The following is a 15,534-nucleotide window of genomic DNA, read 5'->3' as shown; positions in this document are numbered from 1 at the left end:
CCATCCTAAAAAAGTGGTCGCCCGCGCAGATTGACGTTTACGCAAACGTCAATATTTGTTATCCAGACACTACAGTCGGCCCGAAAGCCGTTTTGGTGCGGGCGCGTTGATTTTGTGGAGGAAGACGCAATGCCGATCTATCAGGCGCCTGTCCGCGATACGTTGTTCGTTCTCAACGAGGTGCTCGGTTTCGAGCGTTACAGCAACCTTCCCGGTTTTGCCGATGCGTCCGGCGACGTGCTGGAGGCGATCCTCGCCGAGGGCGCGAAGCTTGCCGAAAACGTCATCCAGCCGACCAACCGCACCGGTGACATGGAAGGCTGCGTGCGCCACGACGACGGCTCGGTGACGACGCCGAAGGGTTTCAAGGAAGCCTATCGGCAATATTGCGAAGGCGGCTGGATGGGGCTTGCGGCGCCCGCCGAATTTGGCGGCCAGGGCCTTCCCTATGCGGTGCACACCGCGGTCGCCGAATACATGGTCTCGGCCAACCTCGCGCTGCTGATGTATCCGGGCCTCACCCAGGGCGCGATCGCCGCGATCCTCACCCACGGCACCGACGAGCAGAAGACCGCCTTCGCGCCGAAGCTGATCGAAGGCGTGTGGACCGGCACCATGAACCTGACGGAGCCGCATTGCGGCACCGATCTCGGCCTGCTGCGCACCAAGGCGGTGCCGAACGGCGACGGCACCTACAGGATTTCCGGCCAGAAGATCTTCATCTCGGCCGGCGAGCACGACATGTCCGACAACATCATCCATCTGGTGCTGGCCCGTATCGAGGGGGCGCCGGAAGGCGTGAAGGGCATTTCGCTGTTCATCGTGCCCAAGTTCAAGCTCGATGCCGATGGCAATCCGGGCGAGCGCAACGCGGCCTCCTGCGGTTCGATCGAGGAGAAGATGGGCATCCACGGCAATTCCACCTGCGTCATGAACTATGACGAGGCCGAAGGCGTGCTGCTCGGCGAGGCCAATGGCGGCCTCAAGGCGATGTTCACGATGATGAACGAGGCGCGCCTCGGCGTCGGCCTGCAGGGCCTGGCGCAGTCGGAGGTCGCCTACCAGAACGCCGTCGCCTACGCCAAGGAGCGTCTGCAGGGCCGTTCGATCTCGGGCGCCAAGTCGCCCGACAAGAAGGCCGACCCGATCATCGTGCACCCGGACATCCGCCGCAACCTGATGACCATGCGCGCCTTCAACGAGGCCGGCCGCGCCTTCACGCTGTGGACCGCGCTGAAGTCGGACATCGCCCATCGCTCCGGTGACGATGCCGACCGCCAGGCCGCCGACGACCATATGGGCCTGATGACGCCGGTGGTGAAGGGCGTGCTCACCGACAAGGGTTTCGAGCATGCCGTGATGGCGCAGCAGGTGTTCGGCGGCCATGGCTATATCGAAGAGCACGGCATGAGCCAGTTCGTGCGCGATGCCCGCATCGCCATGATCTATGAAGGCGCCAACGGCATCCAGGCGCTTGACCTGGTCGGCCGCAAGCTCGGCGCCAATGGCGGCCGTGCCATCCAGGCCTTCTTCAAGGAAGTCGGCGAATTCTGCGAGGAAAACCGCTCCGACGAGAAGCTGGCGCCGTTCACCAAGGCACTGAAGAAGGGGCTCAACGATCTGCAGGCCGCCACCATGTGGCTGATGCAGAACGGCATGAAGAACCCCGATAATGCCGGCGCGGCCTCGACCGACTACCTGCACCTCTTCGGCCTCGTCACGCTCGGCTACATGTGGGGCCAGATGGCCAAGACCGCGCAGGCCAAGCTCGCCGAAGGCGCCAACGGCTCGTCATCTTTCTATGACAACAAGCTGGTCACGGCCCGCTATTATATGGATCGCATCATGCCGGAGACGGCGGCGCACCTCGCCCGTCTCTCGTCCGGCGCCGATTCCATGATGGCGCTGCCGGCCGACGCGTTCTGAACGGTGCCGGCGTCTGTTCAGGCTTGAACAGACGCCCTATATAAAAGCGGTCAACAGGGAGCAGTTCATGGCAACCAACCCCGCCGACATTCTGTCCTTGCCGAAGGCCGGCTGGGCCGGCGACGAGGTCGCCATGCTCTACGACATGTCGACCCGCTTCCTGTCGGAAGAGATCAAGCCGCATTACGACGAATACGAGAAGAACGAGATCGTCGACCGTTCCGCCTGGGAAAAGGCCGGCGCCGCCGGCCTGCTCTGCGCCTCCATGCCGGAGGAATATGGCGGCTCTGGCGGCACCTATGCGCATGAAAGCGTCATCGCCGAGGCGCTCGGCCATGTCGGTGTCGACGGCTTCGGCATCGCTTTGCATAACGCCATCGTCGCCCCTTACATCCTGCACTACGGCTCGGAAGAGCAGAAGAAGAAGTGGTTGCCGAAGATGGCGACCGGCGAGCTGATCGGCGCCATCGCCATGACCGAGCCGGGCGCCGGCTCCGACCTGCAGGGCATCAAGACGCGGGCCGAGAAGGATGGCAACCAGTACCTGATCAACGGATCCAAGACCTTCATCACCAACGGCCAGAACGCCAATCTCATCATCGTCGTCACCAAGACCGACCCGACCAAGGGCGCCAAGGGCACCTCGCTGATCGTCGTCGAGACCGACGAGGTCGAGGGTTTCACGCGCGGCCGCAACCTCGACAAGATCGGCCTCAAGGCCAACGACACTTCCGAGCTCTTCTTCAACGACGTGCGCGTGCCGACCGCCAATCTGCTCGGCCATGAGGAAGGCCAGGGTTTCGTCCAGCTGATGCAGCAATTGCCGCAGGAGCGCCTGCTGATCGGCGCCCAGGCCGTCGGCATGATCGAGCGCGCGCTCGCCGTCACCGTCGATTACGTCAAGGAACGCAAGGCGTTCGGCAAGGCGGTGGTGGAGTTCCAGAACACCCAGTTCAAACTCGCGGAACTGAAGACCGAAGCCACCATCGGTCGCGTCTTCTACAATGACTGCGTCAAGCGCCATCTCAATGGCGGGCTCGACCCGGTCACCGCCTCGATGGCCAAATACTGGCTCTCCGACCTGCAGTGCAAGGTCGTCGACGAATGCCTGCAGCTGCATGGCGGCTATGGCTACATGAACGAATACCCGATCGCCCGCATGTATCGCGATGCCCGCGTGCAGCGCATCTACGGCGGCACCAACGAGATCATGAAGATGTTGATCGGCCGCTCGCTCTGAGCAGCCGGTCACAACATACCCGATCGGTGCCTTGAGCAGCCGATCCAGAGAGCCCGATCGGACGCTTTGAGCGGCCGATCCAACCAGTAAGGAGCACGAAAATGGCTGACGCTTATGTCTATGACGCCGTGCGCACGCCGCGCGGCAGGGGCAAGAAGGACGGATCGCTGCACGAGGTGCCGGCGGTGCGTCTCGGCGCCAAGGTGCTGGAAGCGCTGCGCGACCGCAACGAGCTCGACACCGGCGCGGTCGACGACATCATTTTCGGCTGCGTCGACCCGGTCGGCGAAGCCGGTTCGGTGATCCCGCGCGCCGCCGCCTTCGAGGCCGGCTACAACACCAAGGCGCCGGGCATGCAGCTGTCGCGCTTCTGTGCCAGCGGCCTCGATGCCATCAATCTGGGTGCGGCCAAGATCGCGCAGGGCGCCGACGACATCGTCATCGCTGGCGGCGTCGAATCGATGAGCCGCGTCGGCATGGGCGCCTCGGGCGGCGCCTGGTTCATGGATCCTTCGGTCGGCTTCCCCGGCTGGTTCGTGCCGCAGGGCATCTCGGCCGACCTCATCGCCACCAAGCATGGCTTCTCGCGCGACGACGTCGACGCCTATGCGGTCGAGAGCCAGAAGCGCGCCGCCAATGCCTGGCAGAAGGGCTATTTCAAGAACTCGGTCGTGCCGATCAGGGATCAGAACGGCCTCACCATCCTCGACCATGACGAGCACATGCGCCCGTCGACCGACATGCAGTCGCTGGCCTCTCTCAACCCGTCCTTCATCATGCCTGGCGAGATGGGCGGCTTCGACGCGGTTGCCGTGCAGCGTTATCCGGAGCTGGAAGAGGTCAACCACGTCCACCATGCCGGCAACTCGTCGGGCATCGTCGACGGCGCTGCCGCCGTGCTGCTCGGGTCGAAGAAGGGCGGAAAGGCGATGGGCCTGAAGCCGCGCGCCCGCATCCGCGCCTTCGCCAACATCGGCTCCGAGCCGGCGATCATGCTGACCGGTCCGGTCGACGTCACCGAGAAGCTGCTGAAGCGCGCCAAGATGAAGCTGTCGGACATCGACCTGTTCGAGCTCAACGAGGCCTTCGCCTCGGTCGTGCTGCGCTACATGCAGGCGTTCGACATTCCGCACGACAAGATCAACGTCAATGGCGGCGCCATCGCCATGGGCCATCCGCTCGGCGCCACCGGCGCCATGGTGTTCGGCACCGTGCTCGACGAGCTCGAGCGCCGCAACCTCAACACCGCTTTGGTGACGCTGTGCATCGGCGCCGGCATGGGCACCGCCACGATCATCGAGCGCGTCTGATTTCGGCCGGAAGGAGAAGACAATGAGCTACAAGAACTTTTCGGTCGATATCGACGGCGACGGCATCGCGCTCGTCACCTGGGACATGCCCGGCCGCTCCATGAACGTGTTCACCGAAGAGGTGATGCGTGAATTGAACGCCATCATCGACCAGGTCGTGGCAGATAGCACGGTCAAGGGCGCGGTCATCACCTCGGGCAAGGAGACTTTCTCCGGCGGTGCCGACCTCACCATGCTGCAGCAGATGCTGGGCCTCTTCGCCAAGGAGAAGGTGAAGGACAAGGAAAAGGCCACCCAGACGCTGTTCACCAATGTCGGCTTCATGACCGGCCTGTTCCGCAAGCTCGAAACCTGCGGCAAGCCGTGGGTGTCGGCCATCAACGGCACCTGCATGGGCGGCGCCTTCGAGATGTCGCTGGCCTGCCATGGCCGCGTCGCCGCGGACTCCGACAAGGTCAAGATGGCGCTGCCGGAAGTGAAGGTCGGTATCTTCCCGGGCGCCGGCGGCACGCAACGCGTGCCGAGGCTGACCGACACGCAGGGCGCGCTGGAGATGCTGACTTCCGGCAAGAACCTGACCGCGCAGAAGGCCAAGGCCATGGGCCTGATCCACGAGATCGCCGAGCCGGCCAAGCTGGTCGACACCGCCAAGGCGATGATCCGCAACGGCCTGAAGCCGGTCGCTCCCTGGGACGAGAAGGGTTTCAAGCTGCCGGGCGGCCCGGTCTATTCGGTTGCCGGCGCGAACCTGTGGCCGCCGGCCATCGCCATCCTGCGTCGTGAGACCTATGGCAACTATCCGGCGGCACAAGCGATCCTGAAATGTGTCTATGAAGGCCTGCTGGTGCCTTTCGACACCGCGCTGAAGATCGAGACCCGCTACTTCACCGAGATCCTGCAGACCAAGGAAGCGGCGGCGATGATCCGCTCGCTGTTCGTGTCGCTGCAGGAGCTCAACAAGGGCGCACGCCGTCCCGAAGGTATTCCGGATGCGAAGTTCAAGAAGATCGGCGTGCTGGGCGCCGGCTTCATGGGTGCCGGCATCGCCTATGTCACCGCCAAGGCCGGTATCCCGGTCGTGCTGCTCGACCGCGACCTGCCATCGGCCGAGAAGGGCAAGGCGCATTCCGACAATCTGATCTCCGAGCAGGTCAAGAAGGGCCGCGCCAAGCCTGAGGAGAAGGAAAAGCTGCTGTCGCTGATCACGCCGACGGCCGATTATGCCGATCTCACCGGCTGCGATCTCGTCATCGAGGCGGTGTTCGAGGATTCGGAAGTCAAGAAGGGCGCCACCGAGAAGGCGGAAGCCGTGCTGAAGTCGTCGGCGATCTTCGCCTCCAACACCTCGACCATCCCGATCAGCGCGCTGGCCAAGAACTCGTCGCGGCCGAAGAACTTCATCGGCCTGCACTTCTTCTCGCCGGTCGACAAGATGATGCTGGTCGAGATCATCCTCGGCAAGAAGACCGGCGACAAGGCGATCGCCACCGCGATCGACTATGTGCGCGCCATCAAGAAGACGCCGATCGTCGTCAACGACACGCGCGGCTTCTACGTCAACCGCTGCGTGCTGCGCTACATGTCGGAAGCCTTCCAGATGCTGATCGAAGGCATCCCGGCACCGATGATCGAGAACGCCGCCAAGGCAGCCGGCATGCCGGTCGGCCCGCTGGCGCTGACCGACGAGACGGCGATCGACCTCGCGCAGAAGATCATGAAGCAGACCATCCGCGACCTCGGCGAAAAGGCCGTCGACAAGGACCAGTTCGCGCTGATCAACGCGCTCGTCGACAAGCACGAGCGCCTCGGCCGCAAGAACACCAAGGGCTTCTACGACTATCCGCCGAAGCCGGCCAAGAAGAAGCTGTGGCCGGGCCTGAAGGACCTCTACCCGCAGCTCGATCCCGACAAGGTCGACTATGAGGAGGTGCAGCAGCGCCTGCTGGTCACCATCGCGCTCGAAGCCGCACGCGTCATGGAAGAAGGCATCGTCACCGACCCGCGCGAAGCGGATGTCGGCTCGATCCTGGCTTTCGGCTTTGCTCCCTACACGGGCGGCGCGCTGTCCTACATCGACGGCATCGGTGCCAAGGCTTTCGTGAAGATCGCCAAGGGCCTGCAGAAGAAGTATGGCGCGCAGTTCAAGGCGCCGAAGCTGCTTCTCGACATGGCCGAGAAGGGCGAGACCTTCTACCAGCGCTTCGACCCCTATGCGAAGGGCGAGGTCAAGGAAGCCGCGTAAGCGGGAACAGCGTTCCTCTCTCTGTCTGCGGGGAGAGGATGCCGGCAGGCAGGTGAGGGGCCGCACCTGCCTTGCAATCATTGGTGCTGCCCCTCATCCGGCCCTTTGGGCCACCTTCTCCCCGTGAACGGGGAGAAGGAAGAAAGTAACAGCATGTATGTCTGGGCACGTTTTGCGCGCATGGCGCTGACGGCGAAGTCGCGCGGCGCCTACCGCGTCGGAGATGAAAGCCGGCTCACTTTCCGCTGCCTGCCGACCGACATCGACTTCAACGTCCATCTCAACAATGCGCGCTACATGATGCTGGCCGATCTCGGTCGCATCGACATCTTCATCCGCGCCGGCCTGATAGCGCTGGCGAGGCAGCGCGGCTGGGCGCCGATGCTGGGCGGGCTGCAGACCGTCTATGTGCGCGAGATCAAGCTGTGGCGCAATTTCCAGGTCGTGTCCTCGATCGAGACCTGGGACGGCACCCAGGTGCTCGGCGCGCATCGTTTCGTGCTGGAGAACGGCGAGACCGCGGCCCTGATGAAGACCACCGCCGGTGTCTATGACCGCAAGGCCAGGCATTTCGTCGACATCCAGGATCTGGTCGAGGCGCTCGGCTATGACGCCTCGCCGCGCGCGCCGAACGAAGCCGAGAAAGCCTTCATGGCTTCGCATCAGGGACTGAGGGCGGCGGCGAAGGGCAGTTAGCGAGGCACTGGCGGAACAGGGGCAGTACGGCAGTAAATTGCCCCACTGCCTCTTCTTTCAATGCGCAGCCTGCCCGACGGTCTCGCGGAGCCAATCCTTCCATCCAGGAGCGCCCTCCGCGACGCGTTGCCCGGCGTCGTCGCCATAGAGGTACAAGGTTATGCCGACGCTGGTGGCATCCCCGATGCCATAGGTTCCGATCAACGCGATACCGGGCGATGGTTGTGTCAGGCGCAGAAGCATGTAGCGTTCCGTGTCGCTCTGCTGCACGCGCTCGACAACACCTGACAGTTGCTCTGGCGTTCGCGAAGCCGTCCTCGTCTCGCCGGCGTTGGCCCCGACCAGGCCAAGGCCATCAACCAGACGTTTCCAGACATCAAGCTGGGGCGCTTCCACACGCGCCATCGCGGCAGATACCGCCGCTTTCTCGCCGGAGAAAAGCGAGAGGTAGAGGCGCAGGACCTCGAAGAAGCCGGGCCAGCCGTTCTCGAAGCCTTCGATCTGGTCATCCCATTCGTCGGTCGAAGCGAACAGCGAATGGACCATGCGCACGATGCAGCGGTTTCCCGATCTGGCCGTCACCGTGATTTCTGTTGCCAGCGATGGCGCGCCCTCGGCCCAGTCGCGTTCGACATAACCGAACCGGAAGGGAGGCTCCCAGAGGGTCACCTCTCCGTTGGATTCCCCGTTCTCGCCCATGTCGAACCGGAGCGCGCCCCCGACGCGCCCATCGATGGCGGTCGGGGTGAACCAGGCCGTATAGCCGGGACCCGTCGCGATCGCCTGCCACACCTGTTCGGGCGTGCCGGGCACGCTCAGCTCCATCTCGACCCAGCGCTTGCCAGTTTCGTCCTTCTTGATCGGCATCGGACTTCCTTTCAGGTGTCGCCGGGAGCGGGGTAGGCCGCCACCACGAGACGGTGGGGACGTGCTCCGGGTGCCGCGTCGTCGTGATAGCGAGCCGCCAGTGCGGCGATCGCATTGGTCATATCGGCTGCGAAGGCCGCGCGATCGGCGGGTGACCGGAAATGGATAGTCGTATCGATCGACAGGGTGGCAAGCCGTTTGCCCTTCACACGGGCGTTGCGCCACAGATCTCCGACTTCGCGGATGGCGCGCCCCGCGAGCGCGATGAGGTAGCCGGCCGAGAGGCGATCCTGGTTCCGTGACGGATCGGCTCCAATCGGTCCGAGCGCCGCCGGTGAAACGACGTAGGAGGAAGCGGTCGCGATCATCAGCCGCTCCGTAAGGCCGCCCCAATGCCGCTCCGCGACCGGGACAACCAGCTTGTGCTCCTCCAGCGCACGAAGGTGATAATTGACCTTCTGGCGGGCAAGACCCACCCGTGCCGCCAGGGTTGCCGCGGAGGCGGGCTGCGTGAGTTCCGCCAGAAGCCGGGATCGGATCGGATCGAGGACGGCTGTGGCCACAACGGCGGTTTCGATGACTTCCACTTCGATCATCGGTTCAGACTTGCATTGACAAAAAAATTTGTCAATGCGGAGCATGGCTTTCGATCAGTACCTGCTCGGGCGCCGGGTGAAACCGCGAAAGCCTTCGAAGGGCAAGTGAGGCAGTCGGCAGCCGGTGTTGCATGGTCGGTGTTTGACCGCATGCTCTCTGCCGACTGCCGACTGCCGACTGCCGACTGCCGACTGCCGACTGCCGACTGCCGACTGCCGACTGCCGACTGCCGAGTGACATTCAGACCCCCTTAAGCAAGGCCCGCTAAATTGCGCTCCAGGGCTGGTTTCGCGGCGGCACTGCTGTTGCGGTGGGAGGCAGGGCGTGGAGCAGATCGTCGAATTCCTGGAGACGATGATCGGGGTCTGGCCGACGGCGATCAGATCGCCCGCCAATCAATGCGTCTTCGCATTCCTGGTCCTGCTGCTGGTCCTCGATATAGCGCGCAAGGGATGGCGGCTTTCGTGGTCCCGGCTTGCGGTTCGCAGCGTGGCCGCGACGATCGCCATCTTCAACATCAATCTCATCCTGGCTCCGGCCATCTGGCTGCTTTCGGACCAGATCAAGGCGCTCTATGCGCTGGCAGGCATTCCAAGCATCCCGACATCGGCCTGGTCCGCTTTTCCGGTCTGGGCTCTCATGCTCGTCGCCATCGTGGCGCATGACTTTGCCAATTACTGGAATCACCGGCTCATGCACATGAAATGGCTGTGGCCGGTGCACGCGATCCATCACTCCGATCCGCATGTGAATGCGCTGACGGCCTATCGCATCCATGCGCTCGAGACATTGGTCATGTGGGGGTCCTACACCATCCTGCTGACATGGCTCGGCCTTCCCGCCGACGCCATCGGCATGGGTGCCGTCATCCTGGTGCTGCATACGATCTACGTTCACGTCGATGTCGATTGGGATCACGGACCGTTTCGCCTGCTGATCGCTTCGCCGCGCTTTCATCGCTGGCATCACGCGAATGCTCCCGAGGCTTACGGCAAGAACCTCGCCAACGTGTTTCCCTTCTTCGACCGGGTATTCGGCACCTATCATGTGCCTGGCCCCTGCACCGCAGCCATGGGTGCAGACAATGTCCCGCAAAACGACGTCGTGCGCCTGACGTTGTGGCCGGCGCTGGAATGGACGCGCCTGACGCTGGAGCAGATCGGCATAGCGCGCAGGCGAATCGGCAGCATGTCCGGGCGCGATGCGGCCTTGCCGGGATCGGGTATGGCGAAGGTCGACATCGACTAGGTGTCCTGCCACGGTGCTGCACTACCCGCGTGCCCGCAGGGCCGCCGTCAGTGGCAGCCGGGTTGCCGCGATTGCCGGGAGAGCGCCGCCGATGATGCCGATCGTCAGGCCGAGCAGGCCGGCGGGAACCATCACGTCCGCGTCGACCGCCAGCCTGAAGCCCATGCTGGCGTCGTTCGCACCGACGGTGCTGGCCTCCCAGCCGTTGAACAGCAGCCATGAAGCGAGAATACCCAGCATCACGCCGGCAGCAGCAAGTACGACCGCTTCGAACCATGTCGCCAGGAAAGCCGGCAGCCTGCCGAAGCCGAGCGCACGAACGGTGGCGATCTCGATGGTCCGGTCGGAGACCGAGCTCATCATCGTGTTGAGTGCTCCGGCTGTCGCGCCGATCGCCATCAAGAGCGCGACCGGCCAGCCGAACAAGCGGATGAGGCTGGCTGTACGCCCCGATTGCGCGGCGTAGAGATCGGCTTCGGAGATGGCGACGAGCGGTGTCGAGGTTATAGTCGCCAGGCCTGCCTTGAGCGCTGCGAGCGATGCAGGCGTGGCGAGGCGCAAACGCAGGCTTTGCACCTGTCCCTGCCGGTCGAAGCCGGCGCGAACCGCGTCGAGGTCGCCCCATATCTCGGATTCGAAAGCACTGCCGCTGGCCGTGAAATGGCCGACAACCGTCCAGTCCACGGTCCCCAGCCGAACCGTGTCGCCGATCGCAAAGCCCGCGAAGTCGGCCGCTATGCGAGCGCCGACCACGATCTCGCGGGCGCCGGGTGTAAACAGTCGGCCCGCCTGCAGCGTGATGCCTTCGCGGATCGAGGGACCATTGGCATCCATGCCGCGAAGCGCGGCCGTCGAGGTCTGCCTGCCGGCGACATCCACCGGCACCACCAGCTCGCGGGACACAAGCGGTGTCCCGTTCGCATCCCGGACAATATCCGCGGTCGTTGCCCCCGTCAGCGACTGGACGCCGCGGATCGCATCGGCGGGAATATCGGATCCGGTCTCCTGGTTCGTGCCGCCGCCGAGGACAATGGCGATCAGCGGCGAACCTGTGCTGGTCAGTGCCTTTTCGAAACCCCTGGCCATCGCCAGGAACCCGGCAAGGACGGCGACGACAAGCGCGACCGAAAGCACCATCGACAACGAGATCGCCAGGCGGCGGCGCAGGCTGCCGAAATTGGCCCGCGTCATCACGAGCGTCTGTCTGATCTGGGTGGACATGGCGGCTACCTCGCTCCGAAGGCTTTGACGATGGGGGTGCGCATGGCATTGATGGCCGGCAGCAGGCCGGTCGCGAAGCCGAGCAGGAGAGCGATCGCTGTCGCCTTGGCCAGCACCGGCGGCGAGAAGACGAGGCCGACAACCGGTCCGACAAGCACCGTCGCGAGCTTGGCCAGGGCGAGACCGACGCCTGCACCGATGATGCAGATGAACAGCGTCTCGCCGAGCACAAGGGCTAAGATCCTGAGATTGGAGACGCCCAGCGTCTTCAGCACACCGATCTCGAAGGTGCGCTCGCGCACGGCGAAGACCATGGTGTTGACGACGATCATCAGCAGCGTGAGGAAGGCCGTCCCCGTGACCAGGTCGACGATCAGCCCGATGTCGGCATATTGGCGCAGGAAGGCTTCCAGGAACTGCTTTTCCGACTGCGTTCGGGTCGGTGCGGCCGAGTTGGCGAACAGGGCGTCGATGCGGGCAGCAAGCGCACTTGCCTTGATGCCGTCACCCGGGCGAACGATGAAGGCGTCGACCGTATCCTTGCCCTTGGCGCGGGCCGCGTTGACATAGTCGTATCGGGCAATGACGAAATAGGTGTCGGTGCTGGCGCCAGCGCCTTCGAAGATGCCGGCGATCTCGAAGCGCCAGTCGCGGCCGCCATCCTGCCTGGCCATCTGGAGAGCGGTGATGGCGATGCGCTGGCCGACCGACCAGCCTTGAGCCTCCGCCAGCGCGCGGCCGACCAGCACCCGCTCGCGGCCTTGATCCAGTGTTGCGATCAACGCTGGCGTCAGTCCGAGTTCCTTGCCGTTGACGGCCATGAGCGCCTGCTGCTCGACGGCGCTGACTGCGATGACATTTTTCTCACTGCCGGAAAATCCACGCATGCGCGCCATGTAGCCGACCGCGCCGGTGCCGGGTTCAGTGGCGATGCGGGCGAGGTGCGACATCGGCAGCGCCTGTCCACGGCCCCCGGCGCTCATCACGCCCAATATGTCCTCGCTGGCGGCGGAAGCCCCTTGCGAACCGGCCAGGAAACTTGCGGTCAGGCCGTAAATGAGGAAGGCGATCGCGACGCAGATCATCAGCAGCACGGTACGCAGCGGCTTTCGCCAGGCGTTCTTGCGGGCAAGACCGAAGAAAGTCATGAGGCGGCCCTCTTCTCTTCGACGAACTGGCCCTTGTCGAGATGCAGCGTCCTCCTGGCGGAGCGTGCCGCCTGCGGGTCGTGCGTCACCATGACGATGGTTTTTTCCAGGCTACGGTTGAGGAAGCCGAGCATCTCCAGCACATCGTCGGCCGAGTTCCGGTCGAGATCACCGGTCGGCTCGTCGCAGAGAAGCAGGCCGGGATCGGAGACGATGGCGCGGGCGATGCCGACACGCTGCTGTTGGCCGCCCGACATCATGGCGGGATACTGCTTCTCGCGGCCGGCAAGCCCGACCAGATCGAGCACCTTGCCGACCCGCGCGCGGCGTTCGCTTGCCGACAGGGGCTTCAGCAGCAGCGGCAGCTCCACATTCTCCGCTGCGTTCAGCATCGGCAGCAGATTATAGAACTGGAAGACGATGCCCATATTGTGCGCCCGCCAGGACGAGCGCGCGCTCTCGCCCATCTGGTCGAGCCGGTGGTTGCCGATGCTGAGGCTGCCGGCATCCGGCACGTCGATCCCGGCCAGCATGTTGAGCAGTGTCGACTTGCCCGATCCCGAAGGGCCCATGATCGCAACGAAGTCGCCACGCGGGATGACGAGGTCGAGCCCGCTGAAGATCGGCATCGGCTCGCCGCCGATGCGATAGCCTTTGCGTATGCCGGCAAGCACTATGTAGAAATCGTGGGTCATTGGCTGTCTGCTCCGGTCTTGCTGTCGGTGAGTTGGAGGCGAATGCGCGCGGCCATGTTCGGCCGGATACCGGCTGGCGGATCGGTGAGTGCGAGGCGCAGGCTGACGGTGCCCTTTTCGATCGAGGCGACAGGGGCGACACGTTGCACCTCGATCGCAAAGGGGCGATCGGGAAAACCGTCGAGAACCGCCTCGCCACGCAGTCCTCGCTGCAGGTCGGCCATGCCGGTCTCCGCGACATCGGCATCGATCACCATGGTCGTCTGGTCGCTGATCGTGAGCAGGCTCTGGTTCTCGCGCACGCTGTCGACACGGGCGAGCACGGTGTCGCCGACATGGGCATCGAGCCGCGTCACGGTCCCGGCGAACGGCGCGCGCACCGTCAGTTCGCGGACGGGCTCCTCGGCGACGCGGATGGCAAGTTCCGCCGTTGCGAGATCCTGGCGGGCCTGTGCCGCGGCGTTCTCCGCGCGTTCGACGGTTCTGCGCGCCTCTTCCAGCTGCTGCTTCGAAGCCGTGTCACGGGCTGCAAGTGTTTCGGTGCGGCCAAGGGAGGCGCGTGCCTGGTCGAGGTCGATGGTGTGGGCGGCAAGCAAGAGATCGGCCGTGGCTCTTGCTGCCCTGGTTCGTTCGAGCGCGAAGCGGGCGCCTGCGTCATCGAGCGTCACGAGGATCTGGCCGGCCGCCACCAGGTCTCCCGCCTGGACGGCAACGCCGATGATCCTGCCTTCGTATTTGGAAAAGACGGTGGTGATGCGGGGCGCGACCACATAACCCGAGCCGCTGATCTCGCGGCCGGCCGGTGCACTGACAGGCCCTTTCGTTGGCGCAGCCTTCGAAGGAGCTGGCTTCTCCACGGGCGTCGAGGCGCCGGCCGCCTCATGCGGCTGGCCCGCTGTCGGGCCTCCGGTTTCGATAGCGCGATAGATTTGCGGCTGGAGGAAGGCGATGGCAGCTGCCGCCGCCAGCGCGGAAAGGCCCAGGAGACGGACCAGCCGCCGGGACATTCCCGGTCGCGCCGCACCACTGTCCGGAAAGGGTGACAACGGCGTGAGCGCTGCGGCGAGTTTGCGTTCGTGTTCTGTGATCATGTTCATGCCGCCAGCATGGCCGGCGTGGCGGCAAAAGAGACCTGGAACGCGTTTCCGGTCGTCCTCGATCGCGATTCAGTCCGTCGCCCTCAATCAGCCCCGGCCTTCGTCTGCCTCCAGGCCAGCGGCGTCCTGTCGGTGACGCGGCGGAATTCGCGGTTGAAGTTGGACTTGGTCAGGAAGCCCACGTCGAACATGATCTCGGTCACCGGCTTCGCGGTATCGGTGAGCAGGCTGCATGCCTCCGCGATCCTGTGGTCGTTGACATATTGCGAGACGTTCTTGCCCGTCGCCCGATTGATGGCCGTGGAAATCTGCCGCGCCGGGATTCCCGTCTTGCGGGCCAGCCTGTCGAGATTGAGGTCGACATCGCGATAGATGTGCCGGGTCTCCATCAGGGTCTGGACCGCGGCAAGGGTCTCTTTGTCCTCCACCAGTTCCAGCCGCTGTTGAGTTTCGGACGGCTGCACCGGCATGCCGCGGCGGCCTGCGGTTGCGACCGCGATCGCCAGCACCGCCAGCACCGCGAGATTCGCGATCGTGATCAGGAGCGGGGCATGCGTTCCCTGTGTCCAGGCAAAGTCGGCAAGGACGAAAACATCCATCATCGCCGACAGGAGCAGGGCACACGCCGCAAACAGGATCGCCCGATAGGCAGGCCCGGCATTCTCGAAAGGCGCCAGGCGTAGCGCGTCGGTGCCCAGCCGCGTCAGCAGCAATATCGCGATGGCGTAGCCGGTGAAGATCGACGCGATCGCCAGGTCGATGGCATTTCGCCAGAAAACCATGAGCAGCACGATGGCGATTGCCGGAATGAGATGGAAACCGAGGCGCGGGAGTGTCGAAAGGGCACTCCCGCGCACCAGCCCGGACACGCCCGCATACACCAGCGGCGGCACGGTGGCCGCAACGACCGGAAGGATGATGCCGACACTGCCGATGCCGTACCCCCATCGCAGTCCCAGCAGCACCGATTGCAGCACTGCAACCAGGATCAGGACGAGAAAGGGGATGTTCGGCGGCGCATCGTCATCGCGCCGGACGACGGTGACGAAGAGGATCAGCAGCAGGATGGCAACGACGAAGGGAAGCGGGATGAAAAGCATGAAGGCTGCACGGGCTGTTGGCGAAGCGGTCGGCGTCATCATCGTCCATGAAACGGCTTTTCGCGACCTTGATCGTGTTTCAGCACCCGGAATCGTAACGAGCGGTTGCGTTGCCCTCGCTGCCGACAGGTTTGACAACGCTTGCGG

General features: G+C 64.3%; 13 protein-coding genes. 6 read left to right on the top strand and 7 right to left on the bottom strand.

Features of this window, described 5'->3' with window-relative positions; genetic code table 11:
* The first annotated feature begins 129 nt into the window (after nucleotides 1-129).
* The 5 genes from ACFJIU_RS21105 (at nucleotide 130) to ACFJIU_RS21085 (ending at nucleotide 7,414) form a co-directional block, all read left to right on the top strand.
* Nucleotides 130-1,926: an acyl-CoA dehydrogenase C-terminal domain-containing protein gene (locus tag ACFJIU_RS21105; protein WP_379063195.1), complete on the top strand. Its 1,797-nt coding sequence runs from the start codon at nucleotides 130-132 to the stop codon at nucleotides 1,924-1,926.
* Nucleotides 1,927-1,993: 67 nt separating this feature from the next.
* Nucleotides 1,994-3,166: an acyl-CoA dehydrogenase family protein gene (locus ACFJIU_RS21100; RefSeq protein ID WP_379063193.1), complete on the top strand. Its 1,173-nt coding sequence runs from the start codon at nucleotides 1,994-1,996 to the stop codon at nucleotides 3,164-3,166.
* 101 nt (nucleotides 3,167-3,267) lie between these two features.
* Entirely contained in the window at nucleotides 3,268-4,476 is a 1,209-nt protein-coding gene (locus tag ACFJIU_RS21095; RefSeq protein ID WP_379063191.1) for an acetyl-CoA C-acetyltransferase, read from the top strand.
* A gap of 22 nt (nucleotides 4,477-4,498) precedes the next feature.
* Nucleotides 4,499-6,718: a 3-hydroxyacyl-CoA dehydrogenase NAD-binding domain-containing protein gene (locus tag ACFJIU_RS21090; protein ID WP_379063189.1), complete on the top strand. Its 2,220-nt coding sequence runs from the start codon at nucleotides 4,499-4,501 to the stop codon at nucleotides 6,716-6,718.
* 153 nt (nucleotides 6,719-6,871) lie between these two features.
* Nucleotides 6,872-7,414, top strand: a complete 543-nt coding sequence (locus tag ACFJIU_RS21085; RefSeq protein WP_379063187.1) for a thioesterase family protein — start codon at nucleotides 6,872-6,874, stop codon at nucleotides 7,412-7,414.
* Nucleotides 7,415-7,471: 57 nt separating this feature from the next.
* Here the strand turns inward: ACFJIU_RS21085 and ACFJIU_RS21080 are convergent, their stop codons facing one another.
* Nucleotides 7,472-8,281 (bottom strand): SRPBCC domain-containing protein, encoded by an 810-nt coding sequence (locus ACFJIU_RS21080; RefSeq protein WP_379063185.1) that lies wholly within the window; start codon nucleotides 8,279-8,281, stop codon nucleotides 7,472-7,474.
* 11 nt (nucleotides 8,282-8,292) lie between these two features.
* Nucleotides 8,293-8,877 carry a winged helix-turn-helix domain-containing protein gene (locus tag ACFJIU_RS21075; RefSeq protein ID WP_379063183.1) on the bottom strand — a complete coding sequence of 195 codons (585 nt, stop codon included), beginning with the start codon at nucleotides 8,875-8,877 and terminating at the stop codon, nucleotides 8,293-8,295.
* Between the two features lie 325 nt (nucleotides 8,878-9,202).
* Here ACFJIU_RS21075 and ACFJIU_RS21070 point away from each other — a divergent pair, with 325 nt between their 5' ends.
* Complete coding sequence (locus tag ACFJIU_RS21070) at nucleotides 9,203-10,126, top strand: sterol desaturase family protein (RefSeq protein ID WP_379063181.1); 924 nt, start codon at nucleotides 9,203-9,205, stop codon at nucleotides 10,124-10,126.
* A 21-nt stretch (nucleotides 10,127-10,147) separates the two neighbouring features.
* Here the strand turns inward: ACFJIU_RS21070 and ACFJIU_RS21065 are convergent, their stop codons facing one another.
* The 5 genes from ACFJIU_RS21065 to ACFJIU_RS21045 form a co-directional block, all read right to left on the bottom strand.
* A complete protein-coding gene (locus ACFJIU_RS21065; RefSeq protein ID WP_379063179.1) occupies nucleotides 10,148-11,347 on the bottom strand; it encodes an ABC transporter permease in 1,200 nt (399 codons plus the stop codon).
* 5 nt (nucleotides 11,348-11,352) lie between these two features.
* A complete protein-coding gene (locus tag ACFJIU_RS21060; RefSeq protein WP_379063177.1) occupies nucleotides 11,353-12,495 on the bottom strand; it encodes an ABC transporter permease in 1,143 nt (380 codons plus the stop codon).
* Nucleotides 12,492-13,190, bottom strand: a complete 699-nt coding sequence (locus ACFJIU_RS21055) for an ABC transporter ATP-binding protein (RefSeq protein ID WP_379063175.1) — start codon at nucleotides 13,188-13,190, stop codon at nucleotides 12,492-12,494. Before ACFJIU_RS21055 ends, ACFJIU_RS21060 begins: the two co-directional genes overlap by 4 nt.
* Complete coding sequence (locus tag ACFJIU_RS21050) at nucleotides 13,187-14,281, bottom strand: efflux RND transporter periplasmic adaptor subunit (RefSeq protein ID WP_379063173.1); 1,095 nt, start codon at nucleotides 14,279-14,281, stop codon at nucleotides 13,187-13,189. The genes ACFJIU_RS21055 and ACFJIU_RS21050 overlap by 4 nt, the downstream gene beginning before the upstream one ends.
* 89 nt (nucleotides 14,282-14,370) lie before the next feature.
* Nucleotides 14,371-15,426, bottom strand: coding sequence for a helix-turn-helix domain-containing protein (locus ACFJIU_RS21045; protein WP_379073183.1), 1,056 nt, complete (start codon nucleotides 15,424-15,426; stop codon nucleotides 14,371-14,373).
* Between the last annotated feature and the right edge of the window lie 108 nt (nucleotides 15,427-15,534).

Origin of the sequence: Mesorhizobium sp. UC74_2, from assembly GCF_042701485.1 — a bacterium.
Lineage (GTDB): Bacteria > Pseudomonadota > Alphaproteobacteria > Rhizobiales > Rhizobiaceae > Mesorhizobium.
The sequence above is the reverse complement of the archived record's forward strand: the minus strand, read 5'-3'. Positions and strand labels throughout refer to the sequence as shown.

Excerpts from the sequence above, each read along its gene's own strand:
- ACFJIU_RS21105 (WP_379063195.1), top strand. The coding sequence starts at position 130 with ATGCCGATCTATCAGGCGCCTGTCCGCGATACGTTGTTCGTTCTCAAC.
- ACFJIU_RS21100 (WP_379063193.1), top strand. The coding sequence starts at position 1,994 with ATGGCAACCAACCCCGCCGACATTCTGTCCTTGCCGAAGGCCGGCTGG.
- ACFJIU_RS21095 (WP_379063191.1), top strand. The coding sequence starts at position 3,268 with ATGGCTGACGCTTATGTCTATGACGCCGTGCGCACGCCGCGCGGCAGG.
- ACFJIU_RS21090 (WP_379063189.1), top strand. The coding sequence starts at position 4,499 with ATGAGCTACAAGAACTTTTCGGTCGATATCGACGGCGACGGCATCGCG.
- ACFJIU_RS21085 (WP_379063187.1), top strand. The coding sequence starts at position 6,872 with ATGTATGTCTGGGCACGTTTTGCGCGCATGGCGCTGACGGCGAAGTCG.
- ACFJIU_RS21080 (WP_379063185.1), bottom strand. The coding sequence starts at position 8,281 with ATGCCGATCAAGAAGGACGAAACTGGCAAGCGCTGGGTCGAGATGGAG.
- ACFJIU_RS21075 (WP_379063183.1), bottom strand. The coding sequence starts at position 8,877 with ATGATCGAAGTGGAAGTCATCGAAACCGCCGTTGTGGCCACAGCCGTC.
- ACFJIU_RS21065 (WP_379063179.1), bottom strand. The coding sequence starts at position 11,347 with ATGTCCACCCAGATCAGACAGACGCTCGTGATGACGCGGGCCAATTTC.
- ACFJIU_RS21060 (WP_379063177.1), bottom strand. The coding sequence starts at position 12,495 with ATGACTTTCTTCGGTCTTGCCCGCAAGAACGCCTGGCGAAAGCCGCTG.
- ACFJIU_RS21055 (WP_379063175.1), bottom strand. The coding sequence starts at position 13,190 with ATGACCCACGATTTCTACATAGTGCTTGCCGGCATACGCAAAGGCTAT.
- ACFJIU_RS21050 (WP_379063173.1), bottom strand. The coding sequence starts at position 14,281 with ATGATCACAGAACACGAACGCAAACTCGCCGCAGCGCTCACGCCGTTG.
- ACFJIU_RS21045 (WP_379073183.1), bottom strand. The coding sequence starts at position 15,426 with ATGACGCCGACCGCTTCGCCAACAGCCCGTGCAGCCTTCATGCTTTTC.